The sequence below is a fragment of the Pedobacter sp. ASV12 genome (assembly GCF_016429155.1).
Classification (GTDB): Bacteria; Bacteroidota; Bacteroidia; order Sphingobacteriales; family Sphingobacteriaceae; genus Pedobacter.
Genome location: NZ_JAELUC010000061.1, coordinates 1 through 25026, shown reverse-complemented (window position 1 = coordinate 25026; position 25026 = coordinate 1). Strand labels below are relative to the sequence as shown.

Here is a 25026-nt window from a genome sequence, read left to right as displayed (position 1 = left end):
CCCCCCCCCCCCCCCCCCCCCCCCCCCCCCCCCCCCCCCCCCCCCCCCCCTTTTTAGATGTGTATAAGAGACAGGTTATAGCTTAATTTCAATGTCGTCATCGGGCTGATTGGGTGCGACAATATCGCGCTTGGGAAAAGATTGAAATAATCGTTCTTGCTGTTAGAAAAATTGATGGCCGTATATTCGGCCCTTACTCCACCCTTAAACTGTAGTTTTTTAGCTAAATTAAAGCTGATGGTACTGTATAAAGCGCCTACGTTTTGGTCATAATCAAAAGTTTGAGCCGAACCGCTGCCGTAGTCGCTGATGATGTTACGGAAAATACCTTTGGCACCAGCCTCGAAAGTTACCGATTTACTAAACGGATAGGTATAATCTGTTTGCGCAGTGTACTCCTTGTTTTTACCGGTGTTGCTACTGGCCAAAACGTTGTCTGGAAATCCTGGTGTTTGCAAAGTATTGGTAAACTCGTTGGTATTGCGGCCACTGGTTAGCTGGCCAGAAATCGAGAATTCCTCGCCCGCTTTTTTGCTGGTTTTCTTATAATCAACATTCCAGTCGATATTGCTGTTGCCCATATCGGTTTGGCCGATGTTTTTGGCCGCCACATTGTTGATCAACAAATTGGTTTGTCCTGGACCACCATTAAAAAAGTGGTTGTATCTAGCCGTGGTGCTGATGTTATTGTAAGCGTTGAAATCGTAGTCTAAGCCCAAGCTTCCATTATACATCTGCCTGGTCCAATCTGAATAGCCATCTTGCAAAACATCCGTTGTACCTGTACTAGATGTGGTTCTATTTAACAAGGTTACCCTGGTTTCTTGCGGGTAAGCCAACATGGTACCCAAATTGGTATTGACACTCAAACGACCCGTTTTTGCTGTTAAGTTAAACGAACCTGTATTTTGGCGAATACCTGCAGTTGCATTTACGCTGCCACTTACACCTTGGGCGTTTGATTTTTTGGTGATGATGTTGATGATACCACCCGAACCTTCGGCATCGTATTTGGCCGATGGGCTAGTAATTACCTCTACGCTTTTGATCTGATCGGCAGGCAACATTTTCAAGGCATCGGCTACGCTGTTGGCCATGGTACCCGAAGGCTTACCGTTGATCAATACACGTACCGCCGCACCGCGCAGCTGTACGTTGCCGCTCATATCTACCGAAAGCATTGGCACTTTGCGCATCACGTCGGTTGCATCGCCACCAGCGTTTGTTGGGTCGGCCTCCGCATTGTACACCATCCTATCGATTTTGTTTTCAATCATGTTCTTTTTGCCTTCTACGGTTACCTCCTTTAAGGTATTTGATGAAGGCGCGAGAATAATATTTCCCAAATTATTATCTGGCTTGCCGGGCGTGGTTTTAACAATGATTGTTTTTGAATAATAACCAATAAAACCTACCGAAAGCTTATACTCATCGGGTGCTACGTTTTGAAGGGTCACTTTTCCTTTTTCGTCAGTTACGCCACCATTTACCGCTTTGCCGTCTTTCACTTTGGTTAGCGAAATTGTTGCATAATCAATCGGTTGCTTGGTTAACGAATCTATGACGGTCGCAGTTATACGTCCAGTTATTTTGGGTGCCGTGCTACCGCCCCCCAAACCCGGGAATTGGGCCTGGGCACCTAAAACTGCAATTAAACCGATACATAGAAGTAGAATTTTTTTCATGTTATATTGTTTGTTTGTATTTAGTCTGCCAAAATTAGCTTTTGTTACAGCAATGCCTAGCGTTTTTTGACCATTTGTTGGTAAAAATCGGTGAATGGAGCTTTTGAAGCGGTGAACTGTATCTAGGCTTTTTCAAAGTGTTCGATTTCCTTCAGGAATTGCCCCGATTTAACAATAGCGGTCCATTCTGCACCACTAAACAACAGTTTGAACCATTTTTTGTGCATATTTTTGATATTGATGTTTCGATACAGCCAAATTGCGGCCAATGCAAAAAGGAACACGATGGGCAGGTGAATAAAATAGAACATGTTTGGCGATTCTTTGATCCATTGAAAATTGATATACCAGGTAGAATAGAATGGCAGCTGCAACAGCAATATCCGCACTATTTTCAAGGTAGAGGTTTGCAAGTCGGCCAGTTTCTGTTGGATGTGGATTACGCTTTCGCTGTTGTCTATATCATTAATCAGGTAGAGCTGGTGGATATAAACTACGATGGCAATAAGCGTAATGACGATGCTGATGCCCAGCGAGGCCACAAAAAATATGTTCTCGAATTTTAGGGAGTTATACACCAAAAACGACAAAAGGGCGACATAGATCAGACCCGCCACTACGGCCAATCTTTTGATTTGTTTGGCTGGCCTTAAGGCATTTTTTGCTTTTTGCTGCTGCAGTTCGGCAATAACCCTACGGTTTAGCGAAATGGATTTTTCCAGTTTCTCGTCGTATTGTTTCCAAAGATTGATGATTTCTAATTCTTGCATGGTGTTAAGCTTTTAGGTTGGAAAATTTTTGTTTGAGCTGTTCTTTGATCCGGCCAATCTTGGTCGCCACGTTGGTAGTGCTGATGCCTATGATTTCGGCGATTTCCTTTTGCGGCTTTTCTTCCAGGTAAAGCAGCATCAGCGCCTTGTCTAAGGGCCTGAGCTGCTCAATAAATTGTTGCAATAAGCCCAAATTGCTTTCTAAACCTGCGTCCAGGTTTTCGTCGGCCATTTCTATAACCTGCTCGCCCATCAGCAGGGTGCCTGTTGATTTTCTTTCCCTGCGGTAAAATGAAATGGCTACATTCAAGGCAATGCGGTACATCCAGGTGGAGAGCTGATAGGCATTGTTAAAGCTGCCCCACGATTTCCATAGCTGAAAGATGATTTCCTGAGCCAGGTCTTCCCTGTCGCTGGCATTACGGCAATAAGAATTGCATACCTTAAAAATGATGCGCTTATTGGCCTCAATGAGCTGGAGAAAATCTTGTTGTGCTACAGGTGCTTGTTGCATAGATCTTGGAAACTGTTTTTCCTATTATTCGCAACAAGGTCAGAAAAATCACAAGGACTAGGAAAATATTTTTAAGCATTAAAAAGCCACAGATTAACAGATCTCTGTATTCAATCTGTTAATCTGTGGCTAACACTTGGTTTGTTATTCTTGTTGGAGTGCTAAACTACCATATTTACAATCTTTCCTTTGACGAAGATGATTTTCTTAGGCGATTTGCCTTCAAGGTGTTTCTGCACCTGCTCATCGGCCAATACCGCTTCGTGAACCTGACTCTCGTCGAGGCTGAGGCTCAAATTGAGGTTCATCTTCATTTTGCCATTGATCGAAATCGGATAGGCAAATTCGTTTTCTTCCAGGTAGGCCGGATTAAAGGTTGGATAAGGCGTTGTAGACAAGTTCTCGTTGCCCAACAACGACCATAGCTCTTCGCAAATATGCGGCGCATACGGCGAAAGCACAACAACCAGGTCTTCCAACACCTGGCGACTTTTGCATTTCAGGTCGGTTAGTTCGTTTACGGCAATCATAAAGCTCGACACCGAAGTATTGAACGAGAAACGCTCGATATCGTCCTGCACTTTTTTGATGATTTTGTGCAAGGCCTTCAGTTCAGCTCTGGTTGGTACCGAATCGTTAACGTGGAACTGCCATTCTTCGTTGTGGAACAAGCGCCAAAATTTGCGCAGGAACTTAAATACGCCTTCAATGCCATTGGTGTTCCAAGGCTTGCTCTGCTCAAGTGGCCCTAAAAACATTTCGTACATGCGCAAGGTATCGGCGCCATAATGCTCAATCAACACATCGGGATTTACCACATTGAATTTTGATTTCGACATTTTCTCTACTTCAACCCCACAGATGTACTTGCCACCTTCTAAGATAAACTCAGCGTTTTCAAACTCTGGCCTAAATGCTTTGAATTTCTCGATATTGAGTATGTCATTCTCTACAATGTTTACATCTACGTGCAAAGCGATGGTTTTGTAATCTTTTCTTAGGCCATAAGACACCAGGGTATTCGTACCTCGTCCCTCGGCATCAACCACACGGTAAACAAAATTGCTTCGACCTTGGATCATGCCCTGATTGATCAATTTTTTGAAAGGCTCCTCTTCGGTTACATAGCCCAAATCCTTTAAAAACTTGTTCCAAAAACGACTGTACAGCAAGTGGCCGGTTGCGTGCTCCGAACCACCGATGTATAAATCAACATCTTTCCAGTAGGCTACTGCATCTTTCGAAGCGAATTCTGACTCATTCTGTGCATCCATGTAACGGTACCAGTACCAGCTGCTGCCCGCCCAGCCCGGCATGGTGCTCAATTCGTATTCGTACTCGTCATTGTATTTCCAGTCGGCAGCACGGCCCAAAGGCGGTTCGCCGGTTTCGGTTGGCAAATATTTGTCAATTTCTGGCAGTACCACCGGCAATTCTTCCTCGTTAACCAAATAAGGCAGACCATCCTTAAAATAAACCGGAATAGGCTCGCCCCAATAGCGCTGGCGACCAAAAATAGCATCGCGCATGCGGTAATTGATTTTAGCCTTGCCTACGCCTTGCTCCTCTAGCCAGTTGTTTAAAAAGGCAACCGCTTCTTGATAGTTGAGGCCATTGATAAAACCCGAATTGATGTATTTTCCTTCTTTGGTAGCATCGGCCTGTACATCAATATCCTGTTGGGCATCCAAAATCTGGACAATCGGCAAGTCGAAATGCGTAGCAAACAGCCAGTCGCGCTGGTCGCCACTAGGCACGCCCATCACCGCACCCGTACCATAGCCAGCCAGTACATAATCGGCAATCCAAATTTGTACCTTTTCGCCGTTAACCGGGTTCAGCACATAGCTGCCTGTAAAAGCGCCAGAAACCGTTTTGGTATCGGCCATGCGGTCTAACTCCGATTTCTTCTTGGTTTGCGCAATGTAATTTTCTACTACCTCTTTTTGCGCAGGCGTAGTTAGGCTTTGTACCAATTCATGCTCTGGTGCCAATACCACAAAAGAAACACCAAAAATGGTATCTACACGTGTAGTAAAAACCTCTATATAATCGTCAAGCTTTTCACTTTCAATTTTAAACTTTACGCTGGCCCCAACGCTTTTGCCAATCCAGTTGCGTTGCATTTCCTTCACCGGCTCTGGCCAGTCAATCGTATCTAATCCTTGTAACAAACGCTCGGCATAGGCCGAAATGCGCATGCTCCACTGCATCATTTTCTTTTGCTCAACCGGAAAGCCACCGCGCTCCGAGAAGCCGTCTTTCACCTCATCGTTGGCCAATACGGTTCCCAAGGCCGGACACCAGTTTACCGTACTTTCCTTGAGGTAGGTTAAGCGGTATTTCAACAGTTCTTCTTGTTTTTCTTCGTCGCTAAAAGTAGCCCAATCGCTAGGCAAAAAGCTGCGCGTATCTTCGTCGCAAACCGCTTTTACCTCAGCGCTGCCCGAAGCATTGAACTTTTCGATCAACGTAGTGATATCTTCTGCACGATCGGTTTCGAGGTTGTACCAGGAATTGAACAGCTGCATAAAAATCCATTGGGTCCATTTGTAATAACCCGGATCGCTGGTGCGCACTTCGCGACTCCAATCGAAAGAAAAACCAATTTGGTCTAATTGCCTGCGGTAGGTGGCGATATTGGTTTCGGTGGTAATGGCCGGATGCTGACCGGTTTGAATGGCATATTGTTCGGCAGGCAAACCAAACGAGTCATAGCCCATGGGGTGCAATACATTAAAGCCTTTCAATCTTTTGTACCTGGCAAAAATGTCTGAGGCGATATAGCCCAGCGGATGGCCTACGTGCAGCCCCGCACCTGATGGATAGGGGAACATGTCGAGTACATAATACTTTGGTTTATCCGAATTGCTATCGGCTTTAAAAGTCTGATTGGCGGCCCAGTACTGCTGCCACTTTTGCTCTATCTCTTTAAATTGGTAGTCCATTAAAATGCTCTTGCTTAAATAGTTTGCAAAACTACGGAAATAAAGCCTGTTTTTGAAGTGGGATTCGAAGATTTAATATTGCTGGCATCTCCGGCAATGACTGCAAGATATTACTTTTGTAAACATTGCCTTGCTTAACTAGGGCATCAACAATGGTGGTTACATTGCCATACCTTAAGGCTGAGCGCTTTTTCAACAAAAAAGCCTTGGCTGCCAGACAGCCAAGGCTCTTATCTTTAACCCCTTAGCCTGCTTAACGGCTCAGGTAATAGGTTTCGGTTACTTTGGGATTAGATCCTACCACGGTTCCCGTAAAACGGAATTCCTGATCGCCAATTACTGTGGCGGTACATTCAAGGTCTTTTTGTGAAAAGTCGAGGAAAAACGAATCGTTGATCCTCACCTTGTAAAAGCCCAAAGCTCTGTTGTTTGCGCCCAGGCTCAATTCTACATCGTCGCTTTCGGTGTCTTTAAAGTCCATGTAGTCGGTTGCCGCATAGGTGGTGGTTACTGTGGTTGGGGTACCCGATGTATTATAAGTTGTGACATCGACTTTGTTGACCTGCCATTTGCCCAGCATCTTGGTGCGAAGGGGCTCGGTAGACTGGTTTTGTTTCTTGCAGGCGCTGAAGCCGGCTACCATGAAGAGCATCATTCCTGCTAATACTAATTTCTGTTTCATTTAGTTTTTTGATTTTAGTTTAATAAGAAACGCCAATGCTTTGCCCGGCACAAAACATGTGCCACTTATTTAACTACAACGAAAAGTTAAATAATGTTAAGAGGCCTTGCCACTATAGGCCATTTGCGTAATTTGCGCTTATTAAATTTCATCGTTTGTAAAAACAAAGGCCATTTAATTTACATTTTTACTTATCTTTCTTTATTTTCGCAAAACAAAAACATAGCTACATGGAAGAATTTGAAGTAAGCGAAGCCTCTAAAAAAACGAAGACCATTTACATTTCGACCATTTTTAGTATTGCATTGGTGCTATTGATGCTCGGCATGCTAGGCCTAATTTTAGTACACGCTAAAAATCTCTCCAATTATGTAAAAGAAAACATCGTACTCAACATCATTGTTGACGAGGGTGCCAAAGAAACCGATATCCTGGCTTTTAAGAAAGAACTGGACGGCAATATTGCCATTAAACAGACCCAATACATAAACAAAGAGGTTGCCCAGCACAACCTGACCAAAGATTTGGGCGAAGATTTTGTGAACTTTTTGGGCTATAACCCTTTGCTCTCTACCATCGATGTTTACCTCAAGGCCGATTACGCCAACAACCAGAACATTGATGCGCTGAAAAAGCAGATCGAGAAAAACCCGATTGTGAAGGAAGTGGTTTACCAAAGTTCGCTGATCGATATGGTAAACAAGAACATCAACACCATCAGCTTAATTGTGTTGGGCTTTGCCATTATCCTCTTGGTTATTGCGGTTGCGCTCATCAACAATACCATCCGCCTGGCCATTTTCTCGCAACGTTTCTTGATCAAGAGCATGCAGCTGGTAGGCGCCACTAAGAACTTTATCAGAAAGCCTTTTATTTGGGTAGCCATCTTGCACGGACTGATTGCTTCTTTTATTGCCATCATCATTTTATTGGGTTTATTAACCTATGCGCAAAAAGAGCTCGGCGAAATCAAGATCCTCGAAAGCTATACCGAATTCGGCTTTGTATTCTTAAGCCTGGTGGCTATTGGCATTTTCATTACGGCCATTAGCACCTGGTTTGCAGTAAGCAGATATTTACGTTTAAAAATTTACGATCTTTATAGATAATGGCAGAAAAACAAACTGTTCCGACCAACAAGGAACAAAAATCAGAAATGGTCTTTACCAAAAAGAACTATCAGTTATTATTGATCAGCATTGCAATTGTACTGGTTGGTTTCTTATTGATGATGGGTACTACTGGCGACATTTACGATACCAGAAGAACCTTATTGGCGCCTATGGTGGTCCTGTTTGGTTTTGGCTTTGGCATTTATGCCGTTCTCAAAAAATAAGGCCAAATGAGTTTTCTACAAGCGCTGATCCTTGCCATTATTGAGGGATTAACCGAGTTTTTGCCAATTTCTTCGACTGGGCACATGATTATCGGCTCTTCGGTCATGGGCATTGCTTCCGATCCTTTTGTCAAATTGTTTACCATCTGCATCCAGTTGGGGGCTATCCTATCGGTAGTGGTGCTTTATTTCAAGCGCTTTTTCAAAAGCTTCGATTTTTACATCAAACTGCTGGTTGCCTTTATTCCGGCTGCCATTTTTGGTGTTTTGCTCAGCGATAAAATCGATGCCATGCTCGAAAGTCCGCTTACCGTTGCCATTTCACTGGTAGTTGGAGGGGTTATCCTGCTTTTTGTAGACAAATGGTTTAACCAAGCCACTGTTACCGAAGAAAAAGACATCAACTATTTAACGGCATTGAAAATCGGTTTCTTCCAATGTTTGGCCATGATACCGGGCGTATCGCGCTCTGGTGCTACCATTGTGGGTGGCATGAGCCAAAAGCTGACCAGAAAGGCCGCCGCCGAATTTTCTTTTTTCTTGGCCGTACCTACCATGTTTGCCGCCACCGCCAAAAAACTGCTCGACTTTTTTAAAGGAGGCCATACTTTTACCAAAGATCAAATAGAGATTTTGGCCTTTGGCAACATCGTCGCTTTTGTGATTGCCCTTTTGGCCATCAAGAGCTTTATCGGCTACCTGAACAAAAATGGATTTAAGGTATTTGGCTGGTACAGAATTGCCGTAGGATTGGCCATTATCATTTTGATCCTTTCGGGGCACGAGCTTTCTGTGATATAATCCGTAGCTTTGCCACAACATTAATTTAAGCTATTGGACCCAAAAAATCCGACATTTCCCGAATTCAATTTTGCAGAAGGCGAACTTTTGCTCATCAATAAACCCTACAAATGGACTTCGTTTGATGTGGTGGGCAAAATCAGAAACTCGCTAAAACCGCTGAAGCTTAAGGTTGGGCATGCAGGCACTTTAGATCCGCTGGCTACCGGCCTTCTGATTGTTTGCACAGGCAAACTGACCAAACAAATCGATACTTTCCAGGCCGAAGAAAAAGAATACACCGGTACTTTTACCTTGGGGGCCACTACGCCATCGTTCGACCTCGAAACAGCTATAGACCAGGAATTTCCGATTGACCAGTTGACCGAGGAAGCCATTTATGCAGCCACGGCGCCTTTTATTGGCGAAATTGAGCAATATCCGCCAGCCCATTCGGCGGTAAAGGTGAATGGCGAAAGGCTGTACGTAAAGGCGCGTTTGGGCGAAGAAGTGGAATTGCGCAAACGTCAGGTTACGGTAAGCGAATTTGAAATTACCCGGATTGCCCTGCCCGAAGTCGATTTTAGGATTGTATGCAGCAAAGGTACCTACATCAGGTCGCTGGCCTCCGATTTTGGCAAGCAGCTGGGCAACGGCGCCCATCTTTCTAAACTGACCCGGACCCGCAGCGGCAACTTTTTATTGGCCAACGCATTTGAGGTAGCAGATTTGGTTCAGTATCTTCGTAGCAAAAGAGAAGAAGCAAAGGCAAAAACCGACCAGTAAGGCTTATGGAACATATCAAAAACAACAGTTCGCGTTTAATCAAGGAAATTGCACTTATTGTTTGCGGCGTGGTATCGGCTTGTTTCGGCCTGAAAAGCTTTTTGATACCCAACCATTTTATTGACGGCGGCGTTACCGGTATTTCGCTTTTGGTGAGTACCCTAACCGGCTGGAAACTGTCGTATCTTATTGTAGTCATCAACATTCCCTTCGTTATTTTGGGCTACCGCCAAATCGGCAAAACCTTTGCCCTGAAAACTTCTATTGCCATTATTGCACTTTCATTGGCCTTGATATTTTTGCCTTTTGCACCCATCACACACGAAAAACTGCTCATCGCCTTTTTTGGGGGCTTCTTTTTGGGTGGCGGCATCGGACTGGCCATGCGTGGCGGCTGTGTAATTGACGGCACCGAGGTTTTGGCGCTTTACATCAGCCGGAACAGCCAGCTGACGGTAGGCAACATCATCCTGATCCTCAACATCATCATCTTCGCATTTGCGGCCTATTTCATTAATATAGATACGGCATTGTATGCCATTTTAACTTATTTATCGGCCTCCAACACCATCGATTTTATTGTAAACGGTCTTGAGGCCTATACCGGCGTAACCATTATTTCGGAAAAGAACGACGAAATCAAAGCCTTCATCATTTCGAACATGAAAAGAGGGGTAACCATTTACAAGGGCGAGGGCGGCTATTTGGAAAAGAAAGACATCGACATCATCTACACGGTGGTAACCAAGCTCGAAATGAGCAAACTGCAGGCCGAAATCAGGGTAATTGACCCCGATGCTTTTGTGGTGCAGCAACAAATTGCCGACATTAAGGGCGGGGTAGTTAAGCGACAGGCCTTTCATTAACCCTATTCGTTTTGAAATGCGCCTTGGTTAAAGGGAGAACAAGCTACCCCAGCCAAGCGCTCCAGCAAATGAACACCAAACGATCACACACAGATGAAAATATATAACCAGCTATCGGATTTTAAAAAACTAGACCATGCCGTGGTTACCATTGGCACTTTTGACGGCGTACACTACGGCCATCAAAAAATCATCAAAAGATTGTGCGAACTGGCCCAGGCAACTGGTGGAGAAAGCGTTATCCTTACTTTTTTTCCGCATCCGCGGCTGATCATCGATCCTGAAAACCAGGACCTGAAAATGATCAATACCATCAAGGAAAAAGCACAAATTTTGGAGAATTTAGGTGTCGACCATCTGATCATCACTCCCTTTACCCGCGATTTTTCTAACCTTACGCCCGACGAGTACATCAAAAACATATTGGTAGATACCATCGGCACCAAACAGCTGATTGTAGGCTATGATCATCGTTTTGGCAAAGACCGCAAAGGCGATATGAACCAATTGCTGGCCAATGCCCAACAATACGGCTATACGGTTGAGCAAATTCCGGAGCAGGATATTAACGATGTAGCGGTAAGCTCGACCAAAATACGCAAAGCGCTCCTTGAAGGCGATGTTGCCCTTGCCGCCGAATACCTGGGCTATTATTTTTCCATCAACGGGCCGGTTATCAAAGGCGATAAGATTGGCCGTACCATCGGTTTTCCTACTGCCAATATCTTTGTAGAAGAAACCTATAAGCTTATTCCGAGCGACGGCATTTATGCGGTGACCATTGAAATGGATTCGGAGGGGGAAGGTGCAGGGGCAGCAGACGGAAGGCAAGAAGACGCAGGCACAAAGTCTAAAGTCCAAAGTTTAGAGGCGGAAAAACAATCTCTCCTACCTTTGAACCCTCAACCTTCAACTTTTAAGGGAATGGCTTATATCGGCCAACGGCCAACCATTAACGGCATGACCCGCAACATCGAAGTCAACATTTTTGATTTTAACCGCGAAATTTATGGGCAAACCATTACCATGAATTTCCTAAAGTTTTTGCGCCACGATGTAAAATTTACCGGATTGGAAGCCCTAACCGCACAACTGCATCAGGATAAACTCGATACTTTGGCGTTTTTTGACTCTATTTCTTAATTTTTAACATATCCTTCATGGAAGAAACGCCTCTCACAATCGAAGTCCCTTCAAAAAAAATCTATTCGGAACGAAAAGTATGGACTGGTACTCTCTTAGGCGGTCCCTTGGTTGCAGGTTATATGATTGCTTCAAACTTTAAAGCATTTAATGATCCTAATCATGCAATTAAGACTTGGGGCTATGCGATTATTGCAACCGTTATTATTTTCGGGGGTATTTTAATGGTTCCTGAAGGGAATCGATTGCCTCCTCAAATAATCCCTCTGATCTATACAGGCATTGCCTCTTATTTAGTTCAGCGCTTTCAAGGCAAGCAATTAGCAAAACATGCTGAAGAGGGTGGGAAATCATATAACTGGTGGCGAACCATTGCGGTTGGACTAATTGGCCTTATATTAACCATTGGTACATTAATTGGTTTTTTGCTTGTCAAAGAATCAATTGGCAATGGTTCATTAAGTACAAAAACGTATGGATCGAAGAAGCATGAAATAGTTTACAACAAAAGCAACCTTGTTGAAGAAGAAGTAGATCAGCTTGCAACAAAACTAACCGCAACAGGCTTTTTTGATGATTTTCAAACAAAATCAATATTTGTAGAAAAAATTGCTGGGGGTTATGAATTATCAATACCAGTGGTTGCAGGAATAGAAAAAGATCAATCGGCTTTTGCTCCATTTATTCAATTGAAAAATGACCTGCAACGCTTATATCCTGATCAAAAAATCCATCTCAAGCTTGTTTTAGATAATTTGGAGAACGTTATTAAGCGCATAGATTAATTTTCTCTTTCTGAAAATCGTCAAAAAAATGGTCGGAATTAAGAAAAAACCATAAGAAATCTATTTAATCAAAGTCTCCGGAAAATCCGCTATTTTCTCGCAGGAAAGCTGTTCCATCACTTGTTTCAGCTGAGCCTTGAACATGGAAATGGTATGGTCGCCACCTTTTTTGCCCAAAGCACCAACTCCGTACATAAACGGACGGCCCATAAAGGTAAAATCGGCACCGGTTGCCAAAGCCCGACCAATATCTGGTCCCGAACGCATTCCGCCATCAATCATCATGGTCAGCTTTTCTCGATAAGCCGGCGTGGCCATCAGCTTGCGCAATGAAACGATAGTCGATTCGCCCGCGTCAATTTGACGGCCGCCATGGTTAGACACGATAATGCCATCGGCTCCAACGGCAATACTGGCTTTGATATCTTCCTCGGTGGTAATGCCCTTAAGCACCATTGGCCCCTTCCATTGGTCACGAATGGCTTTGATCTTATCGGTATCTACCCTGCCTGTAAATGTTTTGTTCATAAATTTGCCCAATTGGGCCATATCCAAACCTTTTTCCATGTAAGGCTTTAATGTGGCAAACGACGGGATGCCGTGCCTCAGCGTTTCAATACCCCAGGTTGGACGAATAGCCGCCTGAAAAATATTGCTGATGTTCATTTTGGGAGGCATGGACAAACCGCTTTTAATTTCGCGGTACCTCAAGCCAAAAGAAGGCACATCGACCAAAACCACCAAAACCGGGCATTGTACAGCATCCAAACGTCGCAAGATATCGTCTCTTAACGAATTTTCTGTAGGATGGTAAAGCTGGAACCAGGCCTGGCCTTCGGAAACTTCGGCAATTCGCTCAATACTGCTGGTTGACACCGTACTTAAAATATAGGGCACATTATGCTTGAAAGCGGCCCTGGCCAATATTTCTGGTGCATTGGGCCACATGAGCCCCTGCAAACCAATAGGCGAAATCCCAAAAGGCGCATCGTAGCGATGGCCAAACAAAGTAGTCGACATGTCGATGCCACCGAACTTTTTAAGGTAGCTGGGTTGCAGCAATACATCATGATAATCGGTTTCGCTTCTGCTGAGGTTTACCTCTTCATTGCAGCCACCTTCCAAATAATCGAAGGCAAATTTGGGCATCCGTGCCTTGGCACGTTTTTTAAGATCCTTAACTGAAGGATAGTTGGGATTGTAAGTTAGTTTTTCGATAGGCATGCCGTAAATATAATTAAAAATCCACGGCTTCGTCAAAGTCTGATGGTAGGAAAAACCTATCTTTTTTAGGTGATTTTTCACCAAAATCAGGCTTTTTTCACTATATTTAGGGCAATGAGAACGTTAATTGCCTTTTTATTGCTCAGCTGTTTGTGCTTGGCCTCGCGCGCCAAAACCAAGCTTAGCCTACCAGGCCCTTCCATTACCGTTCAGTTACCGACAGCCAGCATCAGGACAACCGTTCAGTTTAAGAGGGTTAAATCGGCCTTACAAAAGGAAAACATAGCCAACGAAAACGAGCTGATTTATCAGCACATTACTTCCTTCTCGCTTACTGCCACTGTTTTTTCCCGTATTCAGCACAGTTTTTTAGTATTACCCAATTCGGCATTTAGGATTTTTAGGGATAAGCGCAACCACAGCTATGATTTTACGTGGAACTGCCTTTATCCGAAGCATACTTTTTGGTAAATGTAATGCCTCAACAGCACTATTATTTATTTAACAAAATTATACTTTATGATCCATTTACCTGTATTAATTGCAGATTTAGGCCTCATTCTGGCCGCCGCTGGAGTTACTACGCTCCTTTTCAAAAAAATTAGACAGCCCCTCGTACTGGGCTATATCCTAGCCGGCATTTTGGTGGGGCCGCATATTAGTTTCATGCCAACCGTTACCGACCACGAAAGCATTACCATTTGGGCCGAAATTGGGGTAATCTTTCTGTTGTTTAGCCTGGGCCTCGAGTTCAGCTTTAAAAAGCTGGCCAAGGTTGGGGGCTCGGCCGGTATTACCGCCGTTATTGAAGTCGTGTTTATGTTGCTGATCGGCTATGCTGCGGGCCAGCTGATGGGCTGGAGCAACATGGACAGCATCTTTTTGGGCGGTATTCTTTCGGTTTCTTCTACTACCATCATCATCAGGGCCTTTGAAGAACTCGGTGTCAAACACAAGAAGTTTGCAGGCTTGGTGTTTGGCGTACTCATTGTAGAAGATCTGGTAGCCATTTTATTGCTGGTGCTTTTGTCTACCCTGGCGGTAAGTCAGCAGTTTGCAGGCAGCGAAATGCTTATTTCCATCTTAAAACTGTGTTTTTTCCTCATCATCTGGTTTTTGGGTGGCATATTCCTCATCCCTACCTTTTTAAAAAAGACCAAGAAACTGATGAACGATGAAACCATGCTCATCGTTTCGCTGGCGCTTTGCCTGGTGATGGTGCTATTGGCAGTAAAGGTTGGCTTTTCACCGGCTTTGGGCGCGTTTATCATGGGTTCTATTTTGGCCGAAACCACACAGGCCGAAAAAATAGAACACCTCACCAAATCGGTTAAAGACTTGTTCGCGGCTATCTTTTTTGTATCGGTAGGAATGCTGATCGACCCTAAAATATTGCTCGATTATGCCTTCCCTATTTTGGTGGTTACCTTAGCCACGATTCTGGGCAAACTGATTAGTTCTACCTTTGGAGCACTCCTTTCGGGCCAGCCTTTAAAAACTTCCGTGCAGGCAGGTATGAGCCTGGCTCAAATTGGCGAGTTCTCTTTTATCATTGCCACTTTGGGACTTACACTGAAGGTAACCAGCGAGTTCCTCTATCCTATTGCCGTAGCGGCATCGGCCATTACCACCTTTACCACCCCCTATTTGATTAAGGTATCGGAGCCCTTTTATAACTTTTTAAACAGGGTGCTGCCACAAAAATGGCTCGACGGGATTAGCCGATATAGCTCTGGTACGCAAGGCATTACCACCATGAGCGACTGGAAAACCTTGTTGCGAGGCTACGCCTTTAACACCATTATCCACGGTGCCATTTTAACCGGCATTGTGCTACTGGCCTCAAAATACCTGCAGCCTTTTGTAAACAAGCACCTGCTTGATGGCAACAACGGCATTATCTTATCGCTGATTATCACATTGGTTATCATGCTGCCCTTTCTGTATGCCTTAGCCATTAGGCGAATTGAACGCAAGGCTTACTCGCACCTTTGGCTCAACAAAAGATATACCCGCGGACCGCTTATTGCCATTGAACTGTTAAGGATTGCCCTGGCGATTTTCTTTGTGGCCTTTTTGATGGTGCAGTTTTACAACACCTGGATAGCCATCAGCATTGCCTTGCTTTTAATTGTAGGAGGCATGTTTATTTTCTCCAGAAAGCTGCAGAGCTTTTATGAACGCATGGAACACCGCTTTTTGTATAACCTGCATGCACGCGACGAAGAGAACAAACAACCCGAAATATTGCCTTGGGACAGCCATTTACTGGAACTGACCGTTGCGCCCGAATCAGAATTGGTGGGTAAAAGCCTGATTGATTTGGCCATGCGCGAAAAACACGGGGTTAATATTGCCTTGATTGAACGCGGCAAAATTATGTTGCCTACGCCCAGTCGCGATGAACGCCTTTATCCCAACGACAAAGTTTTGATTATAGGCACCGACGACCAACTGGCAGCCGTAACACCTTTGTTTGAAGGTAAAGTTTCGGAAGACAGCGCTACTTTTCCAAAACAGGACATGTCGCTGCAAAAAGTAGTGATTACCAGCAAATCGCCGGTTTTTGGACAGAGCATCCGCAGTTCTGGCATCAGGGAACAGACCCAAGGCCTGGTGGTTGGCATTGAGCGCAACGGACAACGCATTTTAAATCCCGATTCGAACATGATCTTCGAAAACGAAGACATTGTATGGATTGTGGGTAACAACAAGCGCATTCCGGAGTTGCTTAAATAAATTCTCTTTGCTAAATTGATCTACCAATTAGCGCCATATGAAACAATTCGACGAACGTGTAGATGCCTATATCGAGCAATCGGCTGGCTTTGCCCAACCCATTTTAAAACAATTGCGGACCATAATTCACGAAGCCTCGCCCCTTATTAACGAGACGATCAAATGGGGCTTTCCGCATTTCGACTACAAGGGCACCGTTTGTTCGATGGCTGCCTTTAAAGCCCATTGCGCTTTTGGCTTTTGGAAAACTTCCTTAATGAAGGATCCCTATCAGCTGTTTGAAGACAAGGAAAATGCCATGGGCAGCCTGGGACGGCTAACCAAGCTGGAAGATTTGCCTGAAGCGAAGATTCTGATCGAATATGCGCTGGAAGCTATCAAACTTAACGAAGCAGGAGTTAAGGTAAAAAAAGTAATTGTTCCAAAAGCGCCCATTGCCATGCCCGCGGATTTTGCCAGTTTATTGGCCAAACACCCCAAGGCACAGCAACAGTTTGAGGCTTTCAGTCCCTCGCACCAGCGCGAATACCTAGCATGGATTACTGAAGCCAAAACCGAAGCAACCAAAAAAAAGCGCATGGAAACCGCAATAGATTGGCTTAACGAAGGCAAATCTAGAAATTGGAAATATGAAAGATAACAGGGTTGTCTGTTGTGTTTTCAGTTAGCAGTGGTGAGTTGCCAGTTGACAGCCCGGTCATTGCCATCTAACCATTCCCCTCCCATGGAGGGGTGCCCAAAGGGCGGGGTGGCTAACCATTGAGCAACTTACCATTAACCTACTTCCCAAGTGCCGATTTGATGCTTTCGCGATTGGGTTTTGAGACCGGAATTTTGTGTCCATTGTCGAGCAAGAGTGTCCCACCATCTTCTTTGAGCCAGCTTTTGACATAGGCCGGGTTAACCAAATGGCTTTGGTGCACCCGCAAAAACCCGTAGGGCTTTAACAAATCGGCATACTCTTTCAGCGATTTCGAAATCAGGATCTTTTCGTTGTTCAGTACAAAATTGGTATAGTTGTCGTCGGCCTCACAACGGACGATATCGCTTATTTTAACATACCTGATTTCGCTCTGTTGAGGCAAGGCAATTTTCAAGTCGGCGGCCAAAGTGGGTATATCTTTAGGCTCATCGGCTGGTTTCGTTGCTGTGGTTGACGGCGCTGGGCGGAAATCCTTCAATGCTACCTGATCTGGATAAACCACTACAGGGATTTTTGGGGCACCGGTTTGCCTGGCCAAGTACACCACAAAGAAAATAACCGCCCCAAACAATAGCGCACAAAAGACACTTGCAACTAAAAGGAGGATAATTTCGGGCGTACCAAGGTTTAACATAGGGCTAAAGTTAATGAACAAAATTTTAATTTACCTACCTATTTCGGTTTGCGAGCTTTTTCAGTAAAAAGACAACCAAAACGATTAAGGCTATAAAAAAAGTGGCCGTAATAGCAATCAGGATAATTTCGGGCGTGCCTAAGTTCAACATCTCCATTTAATTTAAGGTTTAAGAATCGCACCCTCCATTGGATTTGACAAGTCCAAAATTAAAGCAAGCCCGCCATGGTAAAAGCCCTACCGAGTATTTTACCACATCGAATGAGTATTTGTAGACTATTTCAGTTAGCAGTTGTGGATTAAGAGTTGTGGGTTTTCAGTTGGCAGTTGTGAGTTGTGAGTTGACGGCCCAGTTATTGCTACCTACCATTCCCCTCCCATGGAGGGGTGCCCAAAGGGCGGGGTGGTTAACCATTGAGCAACTTACCATTAACCTACTTCCCAAGTGCCGATTTGATACTTTCGCGATTGGACTTTGATACCGGTACTTTTTGCCCGTTGTTGAGCAAGAGCGTACCTCCATCCTCCTTGAGCCAGCTTTTGACATAGGCCGGGTTAACCAGGTGACTTTGGTGTACCCGCAAAAATCCGTAGGGCTTTAGCAGGTCGGCATACTCTTTCAATGATTTCGAAATCAGGATTTTATCGGAATTGGCCAGGAAAAAGAAAGTGTAGTTGTTTGACGATTCGCAACGTACAATATCATTGATGGCGACATACATGATTTCGTTGAGTTGCGGCAAAGCTATTTTGGGAGAAGAGAAATCGGTTCTTTTAAGCTGCTGAAGCAAAAAACCAAGCTGGTTGTTTGCCGTTTTATGTTTGATGCGGTCGGTTGCCTTGTTTACGGCCAGCACCAGTTCGTCGGGGTTCACAGGTTTGAGCAGGTAATCGAGCGCCGCAAACTTTACCGCTTGGATGCCATACTGATCGTACGCTGTGACAAAAATCACTTCAAAAGATTTTTCGGGCAATAGATTCAGTAAATCGAACCCCGATTGCTTGCCCATCTGTATATCGAGAAAAAGCAGGTCTGGCTGGTGCAATTGTACAAGCTGAACAGCCTCCTCTATTTTATGGCTGGCCGCCACAATAGTTACCATCGGACAATAGGTGGCCAGCATGGTCTGCAGGTTTTGCAGGTTGGCCTTTTCATCATCAACTAAAATTGCCCTCATTTTATAGCCATTGGGTTAAGGTTATGGTAATGGTAGTTTCGTTTGCCCGGCCGTTTAGGTGCAATAGAAAAGGTGTTTGTTTGTAAATGGTATTCAGCAAAGCTATTCTATTTTTGCTTAGCTGCAAACCCAAGCCTTCGTAGCTTTTGGCAGTATCGAAACCTTGGCCGTTGTCCTTTACCGTTAAAACAAGATTTTCATTTTGCTTCGTGAATTCGATACTGATTTGGCCAGCCTCTTCCATTTCAGCGATGCCGTGTTTTACGGCATTTTCTACAAAGGGCTGCAGCAACATGGCCGGGATTTCTACATCTGCAATAACCAATTGCGGATCAATGTTGATTTGATAGGCAAAGCCAAAGCGCAGCTGCTCCATCTGCAAGTAATCGTCTAGCAGTGCTTTTTCATCTGCCAAACTGATGAGCTCCTTATTGTCGAGCACGTTGCGGGTCAACCTGGCAAATTTGGCCAAATAACGGTTGGCATCGTCGGTTTTATGCTGGTTCATCAGGTTTTGGATGCCGGCCAAAGCATTGAACAAGAAATGCGGGTTAAGTTGCGACCGTACCGTTGCCAGCTGTGTTTTGGCCAATTCTTTTTGTTGCTGTTCGGCTAGCAACTTCCTTTTGTTCTTTCTTTTGATGGTCACTATAATCACGGCAAATACCAGCAGTAACATTAAGAACACCAATCCGGCATACAAGCCAATCTCTTTGTTGCTCAGCGCAGGTTTTCGCATCTCGAAATTGATTTTTACCGCATTTTCAATTTTATTGACATCTATTTTTCCTACTCGTGGAAAGATGACGATTTCATACTTGCCCGGCTTTAAAAAATTTTTGATGTCTAAATGCGTAGTCAGGTTGCCATAGGTGTCTGCTATCCAATTCTGGTTATCGAGCAAGGTCGTCTCTACATTATCACCTTCTTGGCGCTTGATTAAGATTTGGTACAAAAAGATATTTTCTGTAGGGTCAATCATAATCTCGGCATAGCTGCGCTTGGCATCCATCGGCACCAAACGGCCTTGGACATCCAGGTTCACCCCCTCACTTTGCTTTGTAACAATAGTTGTGGTTGTAGTAATCGTATCGTTTTCTACTTTCTTTTCGACTACCGGCTTTTCGTTTGCCCTTATTTCTTTAATCAATTGTGCCGAAATAAGGCTAACTGGATTTAACTTTTTATTATAAATAATCGTTTCTCTGCCATTGGCCCTATCGCCAACTTTATAGGCAATCAATACCAGCTTTTTGTTGGCGATGTCATAGGTTCCCAAATCTGCACTAAACATCCGATTTCCCTCAATTGCGGCTGGCGTTAACTCTTTGGCCAGTACGATAGAGTCGTCGGCAATTACCGAGTAACGATAGTTCTTAAGGCTGTCTTGCGCAATATTCGCTCTTAATTTGATTTGGCGGGCTCCCTCCAAGTAGAAAAAGAAGGTTTTGGGCTTAGCCGGGTAAATCAGCATCTCCGATGCTTTTTGAGTAGCGCTATCAGCCGACAAAAAAATGGGCTCAGCACTCTCATTATACCCCAAAATCATAATGCCGATGTAATTTTGGTAATGCCCCGGAAAAGGGTTTAGCGTAACCGATTTCATACCGCCTATTTGTCCAAAACAGGATGAGGCGATGAATAGCAGGATAATGGCAAGATAGTTCTTCATAGTTTTCAAGTTTAAGTTTCCTCAAACCTGCGGGTAATTTGGCTTTTAAAAAAAGCGAAGATAGCAATTGCCCAAAACCGTTGAGCATTTTTGGGAAACGAGATAGAATTTGAAATTCAGTTTCGGTTGCGGGTTTTGAGTTGTAGGTTGTGGGTTATGGGTTATAAGTTATGGGTTATAAGTTAGCTCGAACCTATTCAGCAATGGCCTACGAACTAATGACCAATCACTTGCCCAAAGCAAGTTTAATCTGCTCGCGGTTGGGTTTCGAAACTGGAATTTTATCGCCATTGTTCATCAAAAGCATGCCCCCATCCTCTTTGAGCCAGCTTTTTACAGAGGCCGGGTTAACCAAATGGCTTTGGTGGGCACGCAAAAAACCATGCGGCTTGAGCAGGTCGGCGTATTCCTTGAGCGATTTTGAAACCAGTATCTTATCGCCGTTAGAGAGGAAAAAGAAGGTATAGGTGTTGGCCGCTTCGCACCTCACAATATCGTTTACCTGTACATACCTGATCTCGTTCTGCTGGGGCAATGCAATTTTGGGTGCGCTTTTTTCGCTTACATTCAATTGTTGCAGCAAAAAGGAAAGCTGTTCGTTTTGCTGCTTATGCTTGAGCTTATGCAGCGCTTTATCAACCGCTGCTTTCAGTTCATCGGCACTTACCGGCTTGAGCAGGTAATCTAAAGCCGCAAACTTAATGGCCTGTATGCCATAATTGTCGTAAGCAGTTACAAAGATTACTTCAAAGGTTTTTTCCCTTATCTCGTTCAACAGGTCGAAGCCGGAGTTTTTGCCTAACTGTATATCCAAAAACAATAAGTCGGGCTGGTGAAGCTCCATCAGGCTTTTGGCCGTGGCCACATCAGAGGCACAAGCCACTATTTTTACGGCCACACAGTATTTTTCTAAAAGATGGCGCAGATTTTCTAAGTTGGCCGATTCGTCGTCTACCAGTATTGCCCGCATTTTACAGCCATTGGGTTAAAGTAATTGTAATGATGGTACCTTTATCATTGGCCTGCATGGTTAAATAAAGTGGCGAATCCTGATAAATGGCATTCAATAAAGATATCCTGTTTTTACTCAACTGCAAACCCAAACCTTCATAATTTTTGGCCGTATCGAAACCTTGGCCATTGTCTATTATGGTTAATATCAAGTCTTTTTCGCGTTGTTCGAAAGCAACGGCAATGTGCCCGTTTTTTTCTTTTGCAGCAATTCCGTGCTTTACCGCGTTTTCTACAAAAGGCTGAAGCAGCATGGCTGGAATTTCGATGTTATGGATATCCAATCCCTGGTTTACCTTAAGCTCGAAGCTAAAGCCAAAGCGTTGCTGTTCCATTTCCAGGTAATCGGTTAGCAATGCCTGTTCTTCGGTCAAACTTACCTGCTCCTTGTTGTCGAGCACATTTCTGGTTAGCCGTGCAAATTTGTTCAAATAGTGGTTGGCTTCCTCGAGTTGTTGCTTGTTCATCAGGTTTTGGATGCCGGCCAAGGCATTGAACATAAAATGTGGGTTTAGCTGCGCGCGCACCGAAGCCAACTGGGTTTTGGCCAGTTCTTTTTGTTGCTGTTCGTCCTGCACACGTTGCTGGTTCTTCTTTTTGAGCTTGGTAACCACCGCCCCAAAAATACCTCCCAAAACGGCACACAACAACAATCCGAATAAAGCGATTTGCTTGCTGGAGAAGAGGTGCTTCGGATTTTTTTCCGGCAATACCTCAAACCGATAGCTCACCGCCTTATCTTTTAAATAGACAACTGGCGTACCACCCGGTCTAGGCAATTTCGGGGTTAAGATCAATTCGTATTGTCCTGGTTGCTTCCAATACTCTTTATAGATGAAAAACACCCTATTGTTCGTACCCAAATCCAGTCTTTCGGTCTTACCGCTTATGTTGCGGATCAGCTCGATTTTAAATTCGTAGTTATAGGTGTAGTTTTCCGGTAAGACATGCAGCCTCACCAACGAATCGCCTAAATTGAATTGATACCAAGCGTTTTTTGCTTCTTTGGCTTTCTCCGGAGGAGTTTTGCCATCAATCGACTTGTAGAGCAAATCGATTGGAAAATTCTTATCGTTGTACTCAAGCCCTACGCTAACGGCTAAGGGCTTGACTGGTCTCCAATCGACCATAATGCCGTCTCTCCTTTTGTAATTATGGATATTATACAGCTCGATCCTAATATAACCATTGGGTTGGGCGGCGAAGCTGCCGAAATAGGCATAAGCATATTTGCCATCAGAGGTGGTTTTAAAATTGGTGGGCGTGGTCCAGCCCACAATCTCGGTATCGTCATTGGTTACTACGTGGTAACGGTAGTCTTTGGCATTTTGTGGGGTAATGCTTACATCGGCAAATTCGATGTTCACATCTTTATCCAATAAATACCTGCGCAGGCTATTACGACCGCTCCAGCTCCAATCTAAACCCTCGTACACCGTGGCACTTGTATTTTGCTGAAACCGCAACGCCATGGTTTGGAACGCCGGACCAAGGTTTTCTCCTATCGAAAACAAAAAGTGGTCTTTACTAATGGCCTGCAAGCGCTTTTTACGTGCTATTATCTGTAGTTGTGCCGGAGTTGCCTTTCTAATATCAACCAGCTGATTACCCGCAAATTCGAAGTATTTACGTTCAACAGCGCTATCTACCGTTTTTTGTTGCCCAAAAGCCAACATGCTACAGAGCAATAGGATCAATAAACTTATGTTCTTCACTTTATTTATTGATTTCATGGTTTAAAATAGCGGTTAATTTTTCGGGTTCGCTTGGCCTAACCGCATCGCTGTCTACAATCCGTCCCTCTTTATCGATGATGATGAACCTCGGAATAAAATTGGCCTGGTAGGATTTGGCAAAAGCATCGTTCGTGTCTTCGAGCTGCAGCCAGTCCATCCCATCTTTTTTAATGATGTCATACCTGTATTTTCTGTTCTTGGCATCAAAAGCCGCAATGCTGATGACCTGAAGCTTATCATTACCTTTATATTGATCGTATATTTTTTTGAGGAAAGGCGTTTCCTGCTTGCACGGGCCACACCAGCTGGCCCACAAATCAATGTATACAACCTTGCCCCTAAAACTTTCCAAATGGTGCAGCGTGCCACTGGTATCGGGCAGATTGAAAACCGGCGAAACATTTCCTGCCTGCAGCCCTGTGGCCGTTTTGACCCGATCGGCCTCCATGTCTTTAAGTTTTTGCTTCAAGCTACGGTCGGTTATTTTTTCAATGTAGGGACTTAGCTTGTAGATATCGTCGAGCTTATAAACAGACGACATATTCCGTTGTAAGGTTTGCGAAGCCACATAATCGTATACATTGCCCTTAAACAACTTAGCGGTAAGGTACAATGTATAATTGCCTTTTTGCTTCTGCGTGCTGTCGGCCGGAAAAGCATGATACTCGCTGCAATAGAAAGGATATTCGGAAACAAAATAGGAGAAAGAGCTGCTCGACAAATTGGCCTCGTTGTTCAGCTCTTTTTCCAGGGCTTTAAACCCCAACTGCTTCACCATTTTTTGAAGTTGCGCCCATTGTAGCTTATTTACATAGGCATATGAACTGAACAGCCCGATAAGCGGGCCAAACTTTTTGTCGAGCAAAAGCGATTGCCTAAAATAATCGGCATAAGGTTCGTGGTTGTTGGCATCGAATATTTTATCGATTAGCGTATGGTCGTTCACAAAGGAAAGCTGGTGTGCCAGGTAGGTCTCAGCATCTTTTTTGTTCCAATTTATGGTATCAGGCTTGGCTTTGCCATTGCCTTCTTGCCAGTAACTGTTGGTTTTAGCGCCAATTCCGGTATAAGCAAGCGTTGATTTGGCCGTTTGATAATCTTTTACATCGGCATTGAGTTGCAAATTGTAGCCTGGTGCCAAAAAGAGCTGCACCTGGATTTGTTTCCGGTTGGTGAGGTTAGCGCGAAAAGGCTCAGTAATTTTAGCGGTTTCATAGCTGAAACTGCCATCGGCATTAACCAGAATACTGTCTTTAAAATCGCCAGTACTAGGCACCAGTTCCAATACCTTGTCTTGGCAGTTGATGAGTTTTCCGGTAATCCGGGTCTTTTGTTGCGCTTTGCTGGCCATGACGGTCAGGCACAGCAACATCAAATTGATTGTCTTTTTCATTTTCGGCATTGTTGATGTTTCAAAATTCATCAATCTACCTTTGCCAAAAAAGCTAAAAACAGTATATGGGCCGTCTGTAAAAGTATCTGATCCGCTACCAACAGTATTTGAAACTACCTCAAATAAATAACGGCTTGCTTAATGATCAGGTACAAGGCCAATACCCACAGAAATATGGCAATCGATTTATTGATCAAATGGCTGCTCAGCGCAAATTTCTCCTGGATGTAGCGGGCAAAATGAGCATAGCCGTAAAGCGCCAGGGCCGAACCTATACCCGAACCCAAGCTGAAAATAACGAGCGACAGGTAGTCGGTCCTGATCCACTCGTGCAGGATAACATAATTGCCAAAGAAGAGCCAAAATGGAATTTGAACCGGATTTAAAACCCCGAGCAACATGCCATAAAATACGCTGCCTCTTTTGCTGGTATCATTGCTG

The 25026-nt window shown here is 44.3% G+C and carries 23 protein-coding genes; 10 read left to right on the top strand and 13 right to left on the bottom strand.

What is annotated here, in order from left to right; genetic code table 11:
- Positions 1–53: 53 nt before the first annotated feature.
- The 5 genes from JHD69_RS14020 to JHD69_RS14000 all read right to left on the bottom strand — a co-directional run bounded on the left by JHD69_RS14020 (position 54) and on the right by JHD69_RS14000 (position 6599).
- Positions 54–1685, bottom strand: a complete 1632-nt coding sequence (locus tag JHD69_RS14020; RefSeq protein WP_199140968.1) for a TonB-dependent receptor — start codon at positions 1683–1685, stop codon at positions 54–56.
- A 122-nt stretch (positions 1686–1807) separates the two neighbouring features.
- Positions 1808–2455 (bottom strand): hypothetical protein, encoded by a 648-nt coding sequence (locus JHD69_RS14015; RefSeq protein WP_199140967.1) that lies wholly within the window; start codon positions 2453–2455, stop codon positions 1808–1810.
- 4 nt (positions 2456–2459) lie between these two features.
- Positions 2460–2969, bottom strand: coding sequence for an RNA polymerase sigma factor (locus JHD69_RS14010; protein WP_199140966.1), 510 nt, complete (start codon positions 2967–2969; stop codon positions 2460–2462).
- A gap of 161 nt (positions 2970–3130) precedes the next feature.
- A complete protein-coding gene (gene leuS, locus JHD69_RS14005; protein ID WP_199140965.1) occupies positions 3131–5917 on the bottom strand; it encodes a leucine--tRNA ligase in 2787 nt (928 codons plus the stop codon).
- Positions 5918–6170: 253 nt separating this feature from the next.
- Positions 6171–6599, bottom strand: a complete 429-nt coding sequence (locus tag JHD69_RS14000; RefSeq protein WP_199140964.1) for a hypothetical protein — start codon at positions 6597–6599, stop codon at positions 6171–6173.
- Positions 6600–6829: 230 nt separating this feature from the next.
- Between JHD69_RS14000 and JHD69_RS13995 the strand changes: the two genes are divergently transcribed.
- The 7 genes from JHD69_RS13995 (at position 6830) to JHD69_RS13965 (ending at position 12295) form a co-directional block, all read left to right on the top strand.
- Positions 6830–7708: a cell division protein FtsX gene (locus JHD69_RS13995; RefSeq protein ID WP_199140963.1), complete on the top strand. Its 879-nt coding sequence runs from the start codon at positions 6830–6832 to the stop codon at positions 7706–7708.
- On the top strand, positions 7708–7935 hold the full coding sequence (locus tag JHD69_RS13990; protein ID WP_199140962.1) for a DUF3098 domain-containing protein: 228 nt from the start codon (positions 7708–7710) through the stop codon (positions 7933–7935). Before JHD69_RS13995 ends, JHD69_RS13990 begins: the two co-directional genes overlap by 1 nt.
- A gap of 6 nt (positions 7936–7941) precedes the next feature.
- Positions 7942–8736, top strand: coding sequence for an undecaprenyl-diphosphate phosphatase (locus tag JHD69_RS13985; protein WP_199140961.1), 795 nt, complete (start codon positions 7942–7944; stop codon positions 8734–8736).
- Between the two features lie 33 nt (positions 8737–8769).
- A complete protein-coding gene (truB, locus tag JHD69_RS13980; protein ID WP_199140960.1) occupies positions 8770–9501 on the top strand; it encodes a tRNA pseudouridine(55) synthase TruB in 732 nt (243 codons plus the stop codon).
- A gap of 5 nt (positions 9502–9506) precedes the next feature.
- On the top strand, positions 9507–10367 hold the full coding sequence (locus JHD69_RS13975; protein WP_199140959.1) for a YitT family protein: 861 nt from the start codon (positions 9507–9509) through the stop codon (positions 10365–10367).
- A 93-nt stretch (positions 10368–10460) separates the two neighbouring features.
- Entirely contained in the window at positions 10461–11510 is a 1050-nt protein-coding gene (locus JHD69_RS13970; RefSeq protein WP_199140958.1) for a bifunctional riboflavin kinase/FAD synthetase, read from the top strand.
- 17 nt (positions 11511–11527) lie between these two features.
- Complete coding sequence (locus JHD69_RS13965; RefSeq protein WP_199140957.1) at positions 11528–12295, top strand: hypothetical protein; 768 nt, start codon at positions 11528–11530, stop codon at positions 12293–12295.
- Between the two features lie 60 nt (positions 12296–12355).
- On the opposite strand, the gene JHD69_RS13960 is transcribed toward JHD69_RS13965, so the two are convergent.
- Positions 12356–13519: an alpha-hydroxy acid oxidase gene (locus JHD69_RS13960; RefSeq protein WP_199140956.1), complete on the bottom strand. Its 1164-nt coding sequence runs from the start codon at positions 13517–13519 to the stop codon at positions 12356–12358.
- 114 nt (positions 13520–13633) lie between these two features.
- On the opposite strand from JHD69_RS13960, the gene JHD69_RS13955 reads away from it, so the two are divergent.
- The 3 genes from JHD69_RS13955 to JHD69_RS13945 are packed head-to-tail and all read left to right on the top strand — an operon-like array spanning position 13634 to position 16898.
- Positions 13634–13990, top strand: a complete 357-nt coding sequence (locus JHD69_RS13955) for a hypothetical protein (RefSeq protein WP_199140955.1) — start codon at positions 13634–13636, stop codon at positions 13988–13990.
- A gap of 48 nt (positions 13991–14038) precedes the next feature.
- Complete coding sequence (locus JHD69_RS13950) at positions 14039–16258, top strand: cation:proton antiporter domain-containing protein (protein WP_199140954.1); 2220 nt, start codon at positions 14039–14041, stop codon at positions 16256–16258.
- 37 nt (positions 16259–16295) lie between these two features.
- Positions 16296–16898: a YdeI/OmpD-associated family protein gene (locus JHD69_RS13945; RefSeq protein WP_199140953.1), complete on the top strand. Its 603-nt coding sequence runs from the start codon at positions 16296–16298 to the stop codon at positions 16896–16898.
- 139 nt (positions 16899–17037) lie between these two features.
- Here JHD69_RS13945 and JHD69_RS13940 read toward each other — a convergent pair whose 3' ends face one another.
- The 7 genes from JHD69_RS13940 to JHD69_RS13910 all read right to left on the bottom strand — a co-directional run.
- The gene (locus JHD69_RS13940) at positions 17038–17595 is read right to left on the bottom strand and encodes a LytR/AlgR family response regulator transcription factor (protein WP_199140952.1); all 558 of its coding nucleotides are present in this window, start codon (positions 17593–17595) and stop codon (positions 17038–17040) included.
- A 434-nt stretch (positions 17596–18029) separates the two neighbouring features.
- Entirely contained in the window at positions 18030–18773 is a 744-nt protein-coding gene (locus JHD69_RS13935; protein ID WP_199140951.1) for a LytR/AlgR family response regulator transcription factor, read from the bottom strand.
- A gap of 1 nt (position 18774) precedes the next feature.
- Positions 18775–20445 carry a sensor histidine kinase gene (locus tag JHD69_RS13930; RefSeq protein ID WP_199140950.1) on the bottom strand — a complete coding sequence of 557 codons (1671 nt, stop codon included), beginning with the start codon at positions 20443–20445 and terminating at the stop codon, positions 18775–18777.
- Positions 20446–20671: 226 nt separating this feature from the next.
- Complete coding sequence (locus tag JHD69_RS13925; RefSeq protein WP_199140949.1) at positions 20672–21415, bottom strand: LytR/AlgR family response regulator transcription factor; 744 nt, start codon at positions 21413–21415, stop codon at positions 20672–20674.
- A 1-nt stretch (position 21416) separates the two neighbouring features.
- Complete coding sequence (locus tag JHD69_RS13920) at positions 21417–23189, bottom strand: sensor histidine kinase (protein ID WP_199140948.1); 1773 nt, start codon at positions 23187–23189, stop codon at positions 21417–21419.
- On the bottom strand, positions 23173–24585 hold the full coding sequence (locus tag JHD69_RS13915) for a TlpA family protein disulfide reductase (RefSeq protein ID WP_199140947.1): 1413 nt from the start codon (positions 24583–24585) through the stop codon (positions 23173–23175). Before JHD69_RS13915 ends, JHD69_RS13920 begins: the two co-directional genes overlap by 17 nt.
- 113 nt (positions 24586–24698) lie before the next feature.
- On the bottom strand, positions 24699–25026 hold a 328-nt coding region (locus JHD69_RS13910), incomplete at its 5' end, for a LysE family transporter (protein WP_199140946.1).